Origin of the sequence: Nocardia pneumoniae NBRC 100136 (genome assembly GCF_000308755.1) — a bacterium.
Lineage (GTDB): Bacteria > Actinomycetota > Actinomycetes > Mycobacteriales > Mycobacteriaceae > Nocardia > Nocardia pneumoniae.
Map to the genome: position 1 here is coordinate 25,441 of NZ_BAGF01000038.1, position 13,575 is coordinate 39,015.

Here is a 13,575-nt window from a genome sequence, read left to right on the forward strand (position 1 = left end):
GCCGGTAACGGCGTACTCCTGTCGCGCGCTGCTGCGCTGCGGATATCGGCGGGATACCCCGTTAGCGAATCGGCGGCACCTGACGAGTAGTAATTTGCCCACTTCAAAGAGTCCGCGCTCGAGGATGGGGGCGCGTCGAACTGTGTGAAGGCGCCCGTCACCACGCTCAGCAGGAGTCCCGACATCGGCGAGTCCTCTCCGGTGAAGCTCAGCTCTAGGCTCACTCCGGCCAGAAGGGGTAGACCAGATGTCATCTGGCTTGGAGGCCGCGCAAGTAGGCGCTGTGCTCAGACCCTGCAACCGGGCCTTTGTAGTGCGGTAGTGGCTTACCTGCCTCCGGTGTAAACCGGCCCGAGACCCGGCCGACTCACAGTCCCCGATGTTCTGAAGGTGCGGCATCGGAGCTGGATTGTCGGTGGGCCCTGAGAGTATGCCCGCGAATGTTGTCGAGCATGGGAGAAGTGCATGACGGATAAGACTTTACGGGTGATCGGCGAGCTCATGGGTTCGGTGTTGCCGGCGGGTTCATTTGCTGCGCGTCGGAGGGGGTCGGCGGAGAACCTGGTGATCGAGGTGGAGGGGGTGGGGCCGATCCGGTTGCCGGTGACGCCGGATCAGGCGCGGCGACTGTGCGAGGTCGCGCGGCCGGCGCGGTATGGATTGCGCGAGCAGACGCTATTGGACGCGAACGTGCGCGACACGTGGGAGGTTCCGCCGGAGCGGGTAACGGTCGACGAGCGGCAGTGGCGCGAGACGTTGCTGCCCATGCTGGACATACTGCGGGCCGAGCTGGGTCTGGCGCCGGACTGCCAGTTGTCGGCGGAGCTGCATTCGATGCTGGTGTATGAGCCGGGACAATTCTTTCAGCGCCATCAGGATTCGGAGAAGGCCGACGGCATGATCGGCACGTTGGTGGTGACTCTGCCTTCGGCGTTCACCGGCGGGGAGTTGGTGATCGAGCAGCAGGGGACGAAGGTCACCGACCAGGGTTCGCCGCAGGAGCTGTCCTTCGTCGCGTTCTATGGCGACTGCGCGCATGAGGTGCTGCCGGTCACCGACGGTTTCCGGATCACGCTGACCTACAACCTGGTGGCGAAGGGGCGTACCGGCCCGGACGCCGCCGCTTTCGCCATGCATCCGTCGGTCGGGTTACTGGCCGAGCAGTTGCGCGCGCATTTCACCACACCGATGGAATTGTCGACGTGGCCATTGCACCGCGAGCCGGCGAAACGCCCCCCTCATCAACTCGTCTACCTGTTGGATCATCAGTATTCCCGGCACGGATTCGGGTGGGATCAGCTCAAGGGAGGCGATGCTTCCCGGGCTGGGCTGATGCTCGCGGCGGCCGACGTCGCGGGATACGACGCGTCGCTGGCGCTCGCGGAGGTCGAGGACTCCTACGAGGAGGACTACACCTCGTGGATGATGATCTATCGTCAGCGTTGGGAGCGCGTTGCGGACGGGTGGAAATGCGTCGAAAGCGCTGATGTGGAGTTCGATGAAGACGGGGAAATGGTGGAGCCTGTGCCCGATGACCCGGCGAGCCTTCCGGTGCGCTCCAGCCTTCCTTTGGTCCCGGGATCGGAAGATGTCGGCGAGCTGCGCTGGTCGACTGTCACATTGACGTGGCTGATCGACCGGTCAGGGGCGGCCGGTGAGCCCGCTGTGCGGGAGGTACGGGATGAGGAGTTGTGTACGGGCGGATCGAAGTCGACGTTGGAGCCGTTCGCGTCGGAAATCGAGGGTTACATGGGCAATGAAGGAAACACCGCCAATTTCTGGTATAGGCGCGCGGCGATCATCATCCGGCCCCGTCAGTAGAACGGCCCGGCAAGCAATCCTCGGCGTCAACCTTCGACGCGGAACGACCTGTCAGCCACGGGCCGCCGAGTCGGCGGGGTTGCCTCTGCCGCTGTTTGATCGGGGCGAGTCAGGTCAGAAGTAGCGCTTGTGACGGCCGCAGCGATCGTCGGTGCTCGTATCCGGCCTGTCAGTGATTCGGATGCCACGCAGCGCCTGAACCGGACCGCAAAGTCGCCAGTCCATGCGCGAACTCCGCAGCGAGCCCGGACGGCGGCGGAGGTCCGGGACCGCGGAGGTGACCAGCAGAAGTTCCCGGATGCGCCGAAGCGCCGGCCACTGGGGCGAATCGGCCACGTCCTGGACATATGCGGCGACGAACGCATCACGAAATCCACTCTCCCCGAACGGGATACTGTCCACAGCAACTACAACCAGGTCCCATGCGGTCGGACCCGTTCCAGCGCCATGGAGGTCGGCGAGAACTGTAGAACCGTCGGCGCTATGAGGAGGTTGCCGGTGTGTGGGTGACGATTGTTAGCGAAGTTTCGGCCCACATGGCCCTCGGACTTCGGTTAGCAGCAACTTCAGCAGTTCCCACTGCTTATCGGCCAGAACCTGGTATCGATCGCCGATCGCGGTCGCCACGGACGACATGATGCACGATCGGCCCCGACCACGGGGCCGATCGATTCACCTCATTGGAAGACGGAACCTAGTGCCAGTCGAACAACTCTTGCCGAACTGGCACATGCCCTGGCGTGCGAGTTCGCTTGGCGAACTGGCGAACTCGCACCCGACCGGTCACGATGCCCGGGGTGCGGCCTGGTCGGTGATTTCGCTGATGCCGTCGGCGGTGACCTCGAGCACGCAGGCGCTGGCGATGTCGAAGAACAGGCACGACACTGTCAGGCCGCGGTCGGCGACGGCTTGGCGGATCACCGGGTGGCGTTGCAGGATCTCCATGCGCACGGCGACGTTGACCATGCTCAGCGGTGCGGCTTCGCCGTAGCCCGCGGCCGCCGCAGCCGCCGGCATCGGGTGTCCGGCACGGGGTCGCGTGCCGGGGCGCAGGAAGACGGGATGGGATGGCGTTGGCCGGCCTCCTGCTTTCAGGCATCTCGTACTGATCGTCACGGTCGCGGTGGTGGCTGTAGCCCTGATTCCGGCCGCACAGCAGTAGTACGTCGCAATCCTCGCGGAAGTGCTTGCCCGGTAGCAGTTCGATCTGCGGCCGGACCTGGGTGGCCGTCTCGGCGGGGGCCGGACCCGGCGATGAGACCGAGCTCCTGCGCCGCCCGCAGGGCAGCGATGCGGTCGTGTACGCCGAGCTTGCGGTAGAGGTTCTCCGTGTGTTTGGTCGCGGTCGCGGATGCGATACCGAGTCGGGTCCCGATGGCGCGGGCAGTCAAGCCCTCGCACAGCAGTCCGAGTACAGCCATTTCGCGTAAGGTAAGCCGGTATTCGGTGGGATCACCCGGCCCGCGACGCCCGAACGCCGCCGTCTCGTGGGCCTCCACCGCATCCAGCAGCGAGCGGGCGAGGGTGGCGTATTCGAGGTCATGGCCGCTGAACCCGTGGCCGCTGCGGCTCATGATTACCCCGCGGATACGGCCCGGCCCTGCCGCCAACGGCAGCGCCAGCTGCCGGTCGATGCCGATGGCGTCCTTGCCCGCACGATATGCCTCACCCTTCCACCAGCGATCGTCGGCGACCTCGTCCATGGTCAGCGGCATCGTGTCCCGGGTGCGGGCGTAGTGCCGGAGCAGGGGGTGGGATCGCATGTGGGCGTGGATGAGTGCGTCCAGCGGTGCCTCGTGCAACCAGTCCGGGGAGCCGGTGAGGGCGTGGCCGGTGCCCGCGTCCCAGTCGAGATCGATCAGCACCGCGAGATCGCACGGCAGGTCGACGGTGAGCCGCTCCATCAGTAGCGGCCAGACCCGCACAGGATTGCGTTCGGTGATGATCGCCAGGGCCAGGTCGTGGATCTTCTTGGCACTCGAGTCGGGTACCGGCTTCACTCACGTATTGTGCACCAACGCATTCCGTGTTCTGGCCGAAGTGAAGACCGCTATACGAAGTTGTTCGTATGGTTCGCCTACCGTGCTGGATCCTACTGTCGTTTCTGTACGAAAACAGCTGAGCTCGAGTCGATTCCATCGAATCAGAGCTCGGCGGCAAAGAGGTCGCGGAGACCGGAAGAGGGGAAACGACATGCGACGCACGACAACGACGGCCAGGGTGGTCTTGGCCGCGGCTGCGCTCGTCTCGTCGATCACGGGGACGGCATCGGCGCAGGTGAGCGCCGACGTGGTCGGGCACCGGGGACGTACCGAAAGGAAGAAGTCAATGCTCAACCGAAAAGCGCATCACGCAGCACGATGGGCCACCCTTGTCGTCGCCGCGACCGCGGCGTTGGGTCTGACAGCGACTCCCGCCAGTGCCGGGCAGATCCCAGATTCCTGGTGGTCGAACACGGTACGGTTTTGGGAGACCACCGGCTTCAGCAACGACGGCGTCGAACTCGGACCCGGCGCCTACGATCTGCGAACCGTCACCAGGGACTGCGTAATCTTCTGCTGGAACGACTGGAACAACGTGCCGTCCTCCCTGCACGTCGCCCCGCACACCTGGCTGACCGTGTGGGAGAACGAGGACGGACAAGGCGCCTGTGTGAGCTTCTGGGGCGGTGAGCCCTTCCAGCCCGGCGGAAATACGCCCGGCCGCGCCTGGGACAATCTCGGCAACATCGCTGCCGGCGACTCCTCAGGTAACTGGGCGAAACGAATCAGCTACGTGATGGTGACCTCGGTGTCCGCGTACCAAGAACGCCCGATGACGGCCTGCCCGGAGGCCGTCTGGTGATTACGCGGGGCTCGGTGCGCCCATCGATGTAGGTCAGCTCTAACGACGGATCGTGACGTTGGAACACCTTCCAGCCCTACGGCACGGATCCCGTCAGCTACGACCGCGCGCAGAGACGAAGCTTCGATCTGACCGGGCTCGGGCAGCGCGTGTGGGCGTTCGTCCGTATACCAGGCGCACTCGATTCCACTGAGCCAGCCGTTCTCGACCCATAAGATGACCTCGCCGATCGGTGATCCGTTGCGGTCGGTGACCGCTCGCTGGCGAAGATCCCGTCCGTCGAACCGGATGCTTGCACCGCACCGGGCCGCACCGCCAGATCGACGCTAGGTGAACCGACACCCCACGTTGCGACGACCTGCGCATACGGCACCTGTGCGAGATACTCGGAGGCGCCGGGGGCGTTCGACGACAGCAGCTTGGTGACGACGCTGGTTGCCAGTTTGCGCTTCGGCACGAAGACTTGCTCCATTGCCTCTTTGTCGAGCCCGTAATCCAGCGAGCTCTTCAGCTTGTCGCGCGCGATCCTGGCAATATCGGCGGTGCGCTGTGCGAGGAGGTCGGCGATACGCTGCAGTTCGGTGCGCCTGACTGCGAGGTCCTCGCCGGTTTCGGTGACTTTGTCGACGAATTTGGCCGCGCGTTTGGCGGCCGGCACGCGGTCGACATACTTCTTCGATACCACACCCATTCGACCGGTCGGACACGGCAGTCAGGGCACTTACGCCAAGGTCAGTACCTGTCGTCGACGAAGAGCGTGTGCGTAGTGGTCGACTCCCCCTCCGGACACTCAATGACACGGTTTCGCAGCAAATATGCCCCGGAACCGTGTTTTTTGGGTCTTTGACAGGGTCCGGACACAAAAGGTGATCCAGAAATGCGCAGGTTCGGTGTTATTGACCCGCCCGGACACCTTCCTCGTGTCGGGGGTCGGTTGGGAGCGTGAGACGTGTGCCTTGGCTCAACGCAGAGCCGGCACCTATCGCGTGTGGCGACGCGTCGAGGGCGTGCCGGAAAGCTGCGCGTATAGCTGGATGACCTGCGCAAAAGTCACCCAAGGTGGGTGCCTTAACGATCTTGACCCGCCCCTGTCAGGGTCGGATGATGACTGTCTGACAGCCGCGTCGCTCAGTGCCGAACTCGGGGGATTTCCAGGTTCGGCTGCTGAGCTGAACCGACGTGTTCAGCGCACTCGGCGCTGGAGCTTGCTGCCGGTAACCAACTTCGTTCCCGTGGTCGCGCCAATTCGCGTGACGGGCGCGGTGCCGCGGAGAATCTCGTCTCTGCCCTCCGGCACCTCTACAAGCTCGCTGTGCGCGACGGACTCGTCGACCCATCCGCCAACCCGGCAACCGAGGCCACACTTCCGACCCGGCTTACCGGCACAGGCGACATCCTGACCAACGAGCAGCTACTCGAAATCCGCCGCGTCGCGTCCACCACCGGCAACGACCCGGAGCTGGACGAGCTGATCGTCGTGCTGCATATCCCAACGATCGCCGAGCGGCAGACTGTCAGCGACCTCACGCTCGACGACCTCGACCACGACAATTGCCTTGTACGGCTACGCAACCGGGGCGGCAGACTCTACTGGCATCCTCTCTCGCCCCGTCTGATGGCCGCGCTGCGACAGCATGTCGCCCGCCGGGGAGGTGAAAACACCACCCATCGCCTGCTGCGCAAACGCAACGGCCGGCCGATCACCTACCGCCGCTACGACGCGCTCTGGGGCCGAATCCGCGAAACCCTCCCGTGGCCAGCGGAATTGGACGTCACGACCTATTCGATCACCGAAACCGTGCGTGCCCACGTCAAACAGCTATTCGGTGAGAAGGTCGAGCGGGTCTACGCCGGGCACCACCGCGACGACGTAAGCTGTCCTCACCCACATCCGCGGTGACGTCATCGAGGCACTACTGACCATCACCGGTGAATCCCACCCACTCGCCCGCAACAAGCGACATCCAAGCTCGCGGCCGACATAACGAAGCCGGTATGCGACCGCCGAGGATGACCCCGGGCCACGGGTCTGGTCGGCTGCCTCGCCCTGACCTTCACCCAGCCGCTGTCCTCGGTCCTCACCAGCGCGGCCGTCGTGGCCGCAGAATGCTTCCGCTACGGCCTTCGCCGCGTTCTTTCCCCCACCGGCCCGACGACGGGCGGAATGACCCAAAGCACTGAACGGAAAGATGGGAACCCCGCTCGTGTTCGGCATCATTTCATTGATGACCCGCCTGACCACGACCGCCGCTACCTCAGGACCCGCAAATGGTGGTACTGATCCACTTCTATGTCGGCGCGATCTTCCTGTTCGAAGGCATCCAGCAATTCCTCTACCCCGACCGGCTCGGCACGGGCCGCTTCGACAAAATCGGAATCCCCGCGCCCGGCTTCGTCGCACCACTGGACGCTGTCTTCCAAATCGCCTGCGGCGCCTTGAGCTCGCCGGGCTACTCACCCGCGTCGCGGTCATCCTGATGATCGTGAACATGGCTGGCGCGCTGCTGATCACCAAACTGCCCATCATGTGGGGCGACGCACCGCTGTTCACCAAGGACTCCGGGTGGTGGGACTTCGTCCACGAATCCCGCACCGACCTGGCAATGCTGTGCGGCAGCGTCTTCCTGCTCCTCGTCGGCGGCGGAGCGTGGTCATTAGACGCCCGCCTGCGCACCACCCACGACACCACCACCCACGACACCACACAGCCGGTCACACACTGACCGGTCACTACACACAGGGATGCTGAGGACGCAAATACCTCACCGCGCCTGCGTCGCCGGTGCGTGGAGGTCCTTGGAATGCCCGCCCGATTGGGTCGCGTGAGGTCGCAGCGGAGTGCTCCGCCGCGGCCGTCCTACTACGCCGGGGCGACTGGGGTAGGAAGCGCAGGCGGTGATCGGCGGTGAACACGCGCCGCGCGAAGCCAGGGCCACGACCACGGTGGTGGGCACCGAAGCCAGCGCCGACCGCGGCGCGGCCCGCACGTAGCCTATTGGTTCGTGGTTTTGCGGGTCGTGCTGATCGTGGGCGAACGCAGGGTATCGAGCCGGTTGAGGTATTCGTCTCGGTCGATCTCGCCGCGGGCGAATCGTTCGGCCAGAACTTGTTCCGCGGTGGGGCGTTGTGGTCCCTGCGGCTGGCTGCGGTCGGTTTGTGTGGCGTATTTGACGAGCAAGACGAAGCCGGTGATCAGCGCTGCCCAGAACACCACCATCCCTATGCCCATCCAGGCGTATCCCCATCCGCTCATGTCGTGGTCGTACCAGAACATCACAATCGTCATCTCCTCTGCACACGTCGAGCGTGGAAAACGCCTCGATCCTGTTGCCGGTTCAGCGTGCGCCGCGATCTCATCGGCGCGATAGGGACAAACGCCCTGACTGGCGAGTGCTAATGGTCAACTTGTTTTGCCGTCCTGGGGCGAGCGTGGCGATCGGAGTTGACGACGGCCAGGGCCGTTCCTCGATGTCGATCCCTTTCCATCCCTTCGGATGAGGGTTCTCCTGGCGGTAGGGACTTTGGACGCGCACGGGGATGCCTTTAGGGTCCAGCAAACGCGGACCTGAGCCCATAGTCATCCGGGGAAGATGGGCGCATCGTTGAGCGCGTAGTCGGTGAGGAAGGGGTACGAGCGGCCGTGGGGCTCGACCACCGCACCTGATCAACTGAGCGGAGCACCCATGTCCACACAGCATGCCCGGTCCGACAGTCCCGCCACCGAAATGCACACTGCGGCGACGACGTGCGCGCCGGTGTTGACCGCCACTGGGATCGGTAAATCGTTCCGTCGTGGCGGGTGGCCCTTCTCGTCGAGGCAGATGGTGCTGCGCGGTGTGGACCTGGCGTTGTGCCCCGGTGAGGTGGTGGGGATGGTCGGGGAGAACGGGTCGGGCAAATCGACGGTGATGAAGATCCTGGTGGGCGAACTGCAACCGGACACCGGTACCGTCACTCGATCCGGGCTGCTCGGATACTGCCCGCAGCAGCCGGTGATCTACGAACGGTTGACCTGTGACGAGCACATCGAGCTGTTCGCCCGCGCCTACCGGATGACCCGGGCGGATCAACTGCGCGCACAGCGAGAACTGTATGCGGCGTTGGGTTTCGAGCGTTACGCCCGGACCAGGGCGGATCGTCTGTCCGGCGGGACGCTGGCCAAACTGAATCTCACCCTCGCCCTGCTGGCCGATCCCGCCGTGCTGCTGCTCGACGAGCCCTACGCCGGATTCGACTGGGACACCTACCTGAAATTCTGGGAGCTGGTCGCTCACCGCCGCGCCGCGGGCCGCTCGGTGTTGATCATCAGTCACTTCGTCGCCGACGAGGACCGCTTCGACCGCATCCTGGAACTACGCGACGGGCAGGTGACACCGCGAATCGCCGGCGCTGCGGCATCGGACCGACCGCCCTCCACCAGCGAGCCGAGGCCATGAACCGATCCGTCCTGCCCTACGTGCGGGCCTTCGTCACCGATTACGCCCGCAACCCAGTGAACCTGGTGGTGCTGGTGCTCGTGCCCGCACTGTTCGTGTTCGTCGCCGCGGGAACGATCTCCGATGCCATGGAACTGCTCGGCGGTATCGAGATGTCGGTGCAGACCGCGACAGTCGGCTGGTCAGCTGGTTTCCTCGCGGGCCTGGCGATGTACTTCCAGGTCCGCGCTGCCCGCGCCGCCGACCGGCGGCTGGTGGTTGCCGGGCTGGCGCCCGGACGACTGGTCGCCGCCCGCGCCACTACGGGACTGCTGCTTGCCGTGCTGGTGTCGGCGGTGTCGCTGGCGGCGTTGGCGGCGCGCACCGGCCTCGACCACCCGCTCCGCACGATCGCCGGGACGCTGATGTTCGCGGTGATCTATCTGGCCATCGGCGCCGTGATCGGGGTGCTGGCCAGCAACCCGGTCAACGGCGCGGTGCTGGTGCTGTTCGTGTGGATCATCGACGTGTTCTTCGGGCCCTCCCGCATGGGCACCGACCAAACCTTCATTCGCTGGTTGCCGACGCATTTCGTGACCTTGTGGATGATCGACCTGCCCTCCGGGCACGGCGGACGGATCACCGACCTCGGCTACGCCCTGCTGTGGTCGATCGCCGCGGTCGCAGTCGGCTCGGTCGTGCTTGTCCGCGCCGCCCGCGCCGCGCCGCCCGCGCGCCGCCCGTCCGGGCAGCTGGTCACCGGGCTGCGGTTAGGGCTGGTCGAACTGCGCCGCAACCCGGCGCTGCTGGCGTTGCTGGTGGTCGTGCCGGTGGTGTTCATCCTGCTCGCCAAGGTGACCACCCCAGAACGCACCATTGCGATCTCGGTGCGTCACGGCGATCGGACCGTTGCCGACACATTCTGGTTCCCCGAGGTGCACGCGGGCACGATGGCACCTATCGCGGTCGCCGCGTTGGCCACCCTGGCCGGGCTGTTCGTGGTGGCCGACTCCGAGGCGGGCGATCGACGACTGCGACTGGCCGGATACCGCCGCAGCGTACTGCTCGCCGTTCGTTTCGGCGTCCTCACGGTCGCGGTGGCGGTCATCGGCCTCGCCGCCCTCGCGATCACAGCGACGGTCTTCACGCCCGCGCAGTGGGCCGGATTCATCACCGCCCTCATGCTCGCCGCGATCACCTACGCTCTGATCGGGATGATTCTCGCGCCGCTGTTCGGCCGCGTGGCCGGTGTCTTCGTCGCCTTCCTGATCCCGTTCCTGGACCTCGGCCTGATCCAGAGCCCGATGCTGCGCCCCGAACCCGCGCCCTGGGCGCGGTTCTGGCCCGGATACGCGAGCACCCGATTACTGTTCGACACTGGCCTGACCACCGACTTCGACCTGCCCGCAACGCTGCTGCTCGCCCTGGCCTGGCCGAGCGGGTTGGTCGTGATCGCAGCCGTGCTCTTCGGCCGCGGCACGCGAGCGCGACCACGCCTGGGCATCTGATCGGGAGGAGCGCCAGTGAAGATCGCGATATACGAAGTCGAGCAGTGGGAACACACAGCGTGCCTACGGTTGCATCCGGAACATGAGCTGATCTGCTCGCCCGCGCCGCTGGACACGCATACCGCGGCCGAAGCGGCCGATGCCGACGTGCTCAGCACGTTCATCCGCTCACGGCTCGACGCCGATGTGCTCGAACGGTTCCCGAAGCTGCAACTGGTGGCCACCCGGTCCACCGGCTACGACCATATCGATCTCGCGTACTGTGCCGCGCACGGCATCACCGTCAGCAATGTTCCCGACTACGGCGACTCCACCGTCGCCGAACACGTCTTCGCCTTGATCCTCGGCCTCGCCCGCCACCTCGTCGACGCGGCCGAACGCACCCGCCGCGGCGGGTTCTCCCAGGCCGGACTGCGCGGATTCGAGCTGCGCGGCAAGACCCTGGGCGTGATCGGGACAGGGCGGATCGGCCGCCGCGTCATCGAGATCGCGGGCGGGTTCGGCATGGCCGTCGTCGCGACCGACCTCCAGCCCGATCATGCGGTCGCCGAGCGTCTCGGGTTCCGATACGCCGACCTGGATGACACGCTGGCCGCCGCCGATATCCTCACCCTGCACGTTCCGGCTACCACGGACACGGTTCATCTCATCTCCGACCGAGAGTTCGACCTGATGAAGGCGGGCGCTGTCCTCATCAATACCGCACGGGGCCGCATCGTCGACGTCGCCGCCCTCATCAGGGCGCTGACCAGCGGAAAAGTGAAAGCGGCCGGACTGGACGTGCTGCCCGAGGAATCGGTCATCCAGGAAGAAGCCGAGATCTTCCGGGATCGCGCCCTCAGCCCACTCGAGCTGAGAACGCTTGTGGCCGAACATGTCTTGTTCGGCTTCCCCAATGTCTTGATCACGCCGCACAACGCCTACAACACTGACGAGGCAGTACACCGGATCATCGATACAACGCTGCGGAACATCGAAGCATTCGCGCGGGGGGAACCGCGCAATACCGTACCGACCGTACCGCCCTTTTGATCATGGCCCATGGTTCCGCCGTAGGCGAAGGCTTGCGCCGTCCCCCTGCTGATGGTGAACCATCGCCTCAGCCGCGACCGGTTTCGTCGGAGTGCTGTTCAACAACTCCTACCAGGCGTTCTACTACCAGGCGGCCATCCTGGCCGGACCACTGGTCGGGCGCGGGGTGATGGCCTTGGATCTCCGGGTGGCCGCGGGTGCGGCAGCAGCAATGTTCGCAAACCCGATGACCGCTGAGGGGCGAACGCGGCAATGATCGCCAGGTCGTAAGTCCTCGACGGCAGGCCGATCGGCCATTCCACGACCCCGAGTTCGCGGGCATCGTAGAGATCGAGGCGGGATCCGCTGTTCCGGCCTCGCACGATTCTGGCCGGAAGGAATATCGACAATGGACGTGAACACCGGGCACGCTACGGCGGTTCTCGATGTCAAAGGGATGCTGCGGGCCAGCGAGAAGAACGTCGTCGACGCGGTGTTGGGCCGCCAGCCCGGCGTTGTCGAGGTGTCGGCGAACCCGGTGTCGCAGACCGCGACCGTGGTCTACGACCCGGACCGCACCTCGGTTGCGGAATTGCGCCGGGTGGTCCGTGATTGCGGCTACCACTGCGCAGGCCGGTCGGTGCCGGCGCACATTTGCGACCCGATGCAGGAACCCGATCCGCCTGCTCACGCTGGCACCGCGCCCATGGTGTTGCCACCGCCGCCGCATGAGCGTGCGGTGGCACCGGTCGACCATGCCGTGCACGCCCGGCCGCGGAAGACGGCCGAGGTTCTGCGTTCCCCGCATGAGGCGATGGGCCACGGCGGGCATGCGGGCACCTCGATGGCGGCGATGGTGGCCGATATGCGCAACCGGTTCCTGGTGGCGATGGCGTTCTCGATCCCGATCGTGCTGTGGTCCCCGATGGGCTCACAAATGTTCGGCCGCGACCTGGCGGTACCGTTCGGCCTACGCCAAGATGTGTGGGCATTGGCGCTGAGCCTGCCGGTGATCTTCTACTCATGCTGGATCTTCTTCGACGGCGCGATCCGTGCGTTGCGGGCACGGACGTTGGACATGATGGTGCTCGTCGCCGTCGCGGTCGGCGCGGGCTGGGGCTATTCGCTGGTGATCACCCTGACCGGCGGCGGCGAAGTGTTCTACGAAGCCGCGACCGTGCTCGCCTCCTTTGTGCTGCTGGGACATTGGTTCGAGATGCGTGCCCGCGGCGGCGCCAACGACGCTATCCGCGCACTGCTCGACCTCTCCCCGTCGAAAGCCGTCGTACTGCGCGACGGTGAACCGGTGGAGATCCCGACCGCCGACGTCGCGGTCGGTGATCTGCTGCTGGTGCGGCCCGGGGCGAAGATCGCCGTCGACGGCGTCGTCGAGGACGGCGACAGCGAGGTCGACGAATCCATGGTCACCGGCGAAAGCCTGCCCGTGCACAAAGCGGCGGGTTCAGAAGTGATCGGCGCGACCATCAACGCCAACGGCACCCTGCGCGTGCGCGCCACCAAGGTCGGTTCCGACACCGCGCTGGCACAGATCGTCGCACTCGTTCAACAAGCTCAGAACTCGAAGGCGCCGGGCCAGAAGCTGGCCGACCGGGCCGCGTTCTGGCTGGTCCTCGTCGCCCTGATCGGCGGCGGGCTCACCCTCGCGGCATGGTTGCTGCTCACCGACCGCCCATTCAGTGCCGCGATCCTGTTCGCCATCACCGTCGTGGTCATCACCTGCCCCGACGCTCTCGGACTGGCGACTCCGACTGCCATCATGGTCGGCACCGGACTCGGCGCCAAGCGCGGCGTGCTGTTCAAAAACGCTCTCGCCCTGGAAACCTCAGCTCGGGTCCAGGTGGTCGTGATGGACAAGACCGGCACCCTCACCAGAGGCGAGCCCGAAGTCACCGACGTCGTCACCGGCGGTGGACCTACCGCGAGGTCCGGCGATGACATGCTGCGGTTGGTGGCAG

General features: G+C 65.6%; 14 protein-coding genes. 10 read left to right on the forward strand and 4 right to left on the reverse strand.

The genetic code is table 11. The annotated features are described in order from the left end of the window. Positions 1 to 465: 465 nt before the first annotated feature. A complete protein-coding gene (locus tag ON34_RS10565) occupies positions 466 to 1,821 on the forward strand; it encodes a 2OG-Fe(II) oxygenase (protein ID WP_083889297.1) in 1,356 nt (451 codons plus the stop codon). Positions 1,822 to 2,604: 783 nt separating this feature from the next. Here the strand turns inward: ON34_RS10565 and ON34_RS10575 are convergent. Continuing rightward, positions 2,605 to 2,838: a carbonic anhydrase gene (locus ON34_RS10575; protein WP_040777710.1), complete on the reverse strand. Its 234-nt coding sequence runs from the start codon at positions 2,836 to 2,838 to the stop codon at positions 2,605 to 2,607. Between the two features lie 95 nt (positions 2,839 to 2,933). Next, the gene (locus ON34_RS33470; protein WP_051022359.1) at positions 2,934 to 3,821 is read right to left on the reverse strand and encodes a helix-turn-helix transcriptional regulator; all 888 of its coding nucleotides are present in this window, start codon (positions 3,819 to 3,821) and stop codon (positions 2,934 to 2,936) included. A 193-nt stretch (positions 3,822 to 4,014) separates the two neighbouring features. On the opposite strand from ON34_RS33470, the gene ON34_RS10585 reads away from it, so the two are divergent. After that, positions 4,015 to 4,665, forward strand: coding sequence for a hypothetical protein (locus tag ON34_RS10585; protein WP_157172253.1), 651 nt, complete (start codon positions 4,015 to 4,017; stop codon positions 4,663 to 4,665). A gap of 97 nt (positions 4,666 to 4,762) precedes the next feature. Here the strand turns inward: ON34_RS10585 and ON34_RS37500 are convergent, their stop codons facing one another. Further along, positions 4,763 to 5,356 carry a hypothetical protein gene (locus tag ON34_RS37500; RefSeq protein ID WP_063821659.1) on the reverse strand — a complete coding sequence of 198 codons (594 nt, stop codon included), beginning with the start codon at positions 5,354 to 5,356 and terminating at the stop codon, positions 4,763 to 4,765. A 621-nt stretch (positions 5,357 to 5,977) separates the two neighbouring features. On the opposite strand from ON34_RS37500, the gene ON34_RS10595 reads away from it, so the two are divergent. The 3 genes from ON34_RS10595 (at position 5,978) to ON34_RS37510 (ending at position 7,388) form a co-directional block, all read left to right on the forward strand. After that, entirely contained in the window at positions 5,978 to 6,565 is a 588-nt protein-coding gene (locus ON34_RS10595) for a hypothetical protein (RefSeq protein ID WP_051022360.1), read from the forward strand. A gap of 368 nt (positions 6,566 to 6,933) precedes the next feature. Beyond that, positions 6,934 to 7,143 carry a DoxX family protein gene (locus tag ON34_RS37505; protein ID WP_245547974.1) on the forward strand — a complete coding sequence of 70 codons (210 nt, stop codon included), beginning with the start codon at positions 6,934 to 6,936 and terminating at the stop codon, positions 7,141 to 7,143. A 5-nt stretch (positions 7,144 to 7,148) separates the two neighbouring features. Beyond that, positions 7,149 to 7,388, forward strand: coding sequence for a hypothetical protein (locus ON34_RS37510; RefSeq protein ID WP_245547975.1), 240 nt, complete (start codon positions 7,149 to 7,151; stop codon positions 7,386 to 7,388). A 269-nt stretch (positions 7,389 to 7,657) separates the two neighbouring features. Here the strand turns inward: ON34_RS37510 and ON34_RS10605 are convergent, their stop codons facing one another. Further along, on the reverse strand, positions 7,658 to 7,951 hold the full coding sequence (locus tag ON34_RS10605; RefSeq protein ID WP_373291902.1) for an SHOCT domain-containing protein: 294 nt from the start codon (positions 7,949 to 7,951) through the stop codon (positions 7,658 to 7,660). A gap of 439 nt (positions 7,952 to 8,390) precedes the next feature. Here ON34_RS10605 and ON34_RS10610 point away from each other — a divergent pair, with 439 nt between their 5' ends. The 5 genes from ON34_RS10610 to ON34_RS10625 all read left to right on the forward strand — a co-directional run. Then, the gene (locus ON34_RS10610; protein ID WP_083889300.1) at positions 8,391 to 9,101 is read left to right on the forward strand and encodes an ATP-binding cassette domain-containing protein; all 711 of its coding nucleotides are present in this window, start codon (positions 8,391 to 8,393) and stop codon (positions 9,099 to 9,101) included. Further along, on the forward strand, positions 9,098 to 10,588 hold the full coding sequence (locus ON34_RS10615) for an ABC transporter permease (RefSeq protein WP_040777716.1): 1,491 nt from the start codon (positions 9,098 to 9,100) through the stop codon (positions 10,586 to 10,588). Before ON34_RS10610 ends, ON34_RS10615 begins: the two co-directional genes overlap by 4 nt. A gap of 15 nt (positions 10,589 to 10,603) precedes the next feature. After that, positions 10,604 to 11,620 (forward strand): hydroxyacid dehydrogenase, encoded by a 1,017-nt coding sequence (locus ON34_RS10620; protein WP_040777719.1) that lies wholly within the window; start codon positions 10,604 to 10,606, stop codon positions 11,618 to 11,620. A gap of 91 nt (positions 11,621 to 11,711) precedes the next feature. Continuing rightward, entirely contained in the window at positions 11,712 to 11,876 is a 165-nt protein-coding gene (locus ON34_RS35955; protein ID WP_157172254.1) for a hypothetical protein, read from the forward strand. 132 nt (positions 11,877 to 12,008) lie between these two features. Further along, on the forward strand, positions 12,009 to 13,575 hold a 1,567-nt coding region (locus tag ON34_RS10625), incomplete at its 3' end, for a heavy metal translocating P-type ATPase (protein WP_040777722.1).

Coding starts and splice junctions, on each gene's coding strand:
- ON34_RS10565 (WP_083889297.1), top strand. CDS start 466: ATGACGGATAAGACTTTACGGGTGATCGGCGAGCTCATGGGTTCGGTG.
- ON34_RS10575 (WP_040777710.1), bottom strand. CDS start 2,838: ATGCCGGCGGCTGCGGCGGCCGCGGGCTACGGCGAAGCCGCACCGCTG.
- ON34_RS10585 (WP_157172253.1), top strand. CDS start 4,015: ATGCGACGCACGACAACGACGGCCAGGGTGGTCTTGGCCGCGGCTGCG.
- ON34_RS37500 (WP_063821659.1), bottom strand. CDS start 5,356: ATGGGTGTGGTATCGAAGAAGTATGTCGACCGCGTGCCGGCCGCCAAA.
- ON34_RS37505 (WP_245547974.1), top strand. CDS start 6,934: ATGGTGGTACTGATCCACTTCTATGTCGGCGCGATCTTCCTGTTCGAA.
- ON34_RS10605 (WP_373291902.1), bottom strand. CDS start 7,951: ATGACGATTGTGATGTTCTGGTACGACCACGACATGAGCGGATGGGGA.
- ON34_RS10610 (WP_083889300.1), top strand. CDS start 8,391: ATGCACACTGCGGCGACGACGTGCGCGCCGGTGTTGACCGCCACTGGG.
- ON34_RS10615 (WP_040777716.1), top strand. CDS start 9,098: ATGAACCGATCCGTCCTGCCCTACGTGCGGGCCTTCGTCACCGATTAC.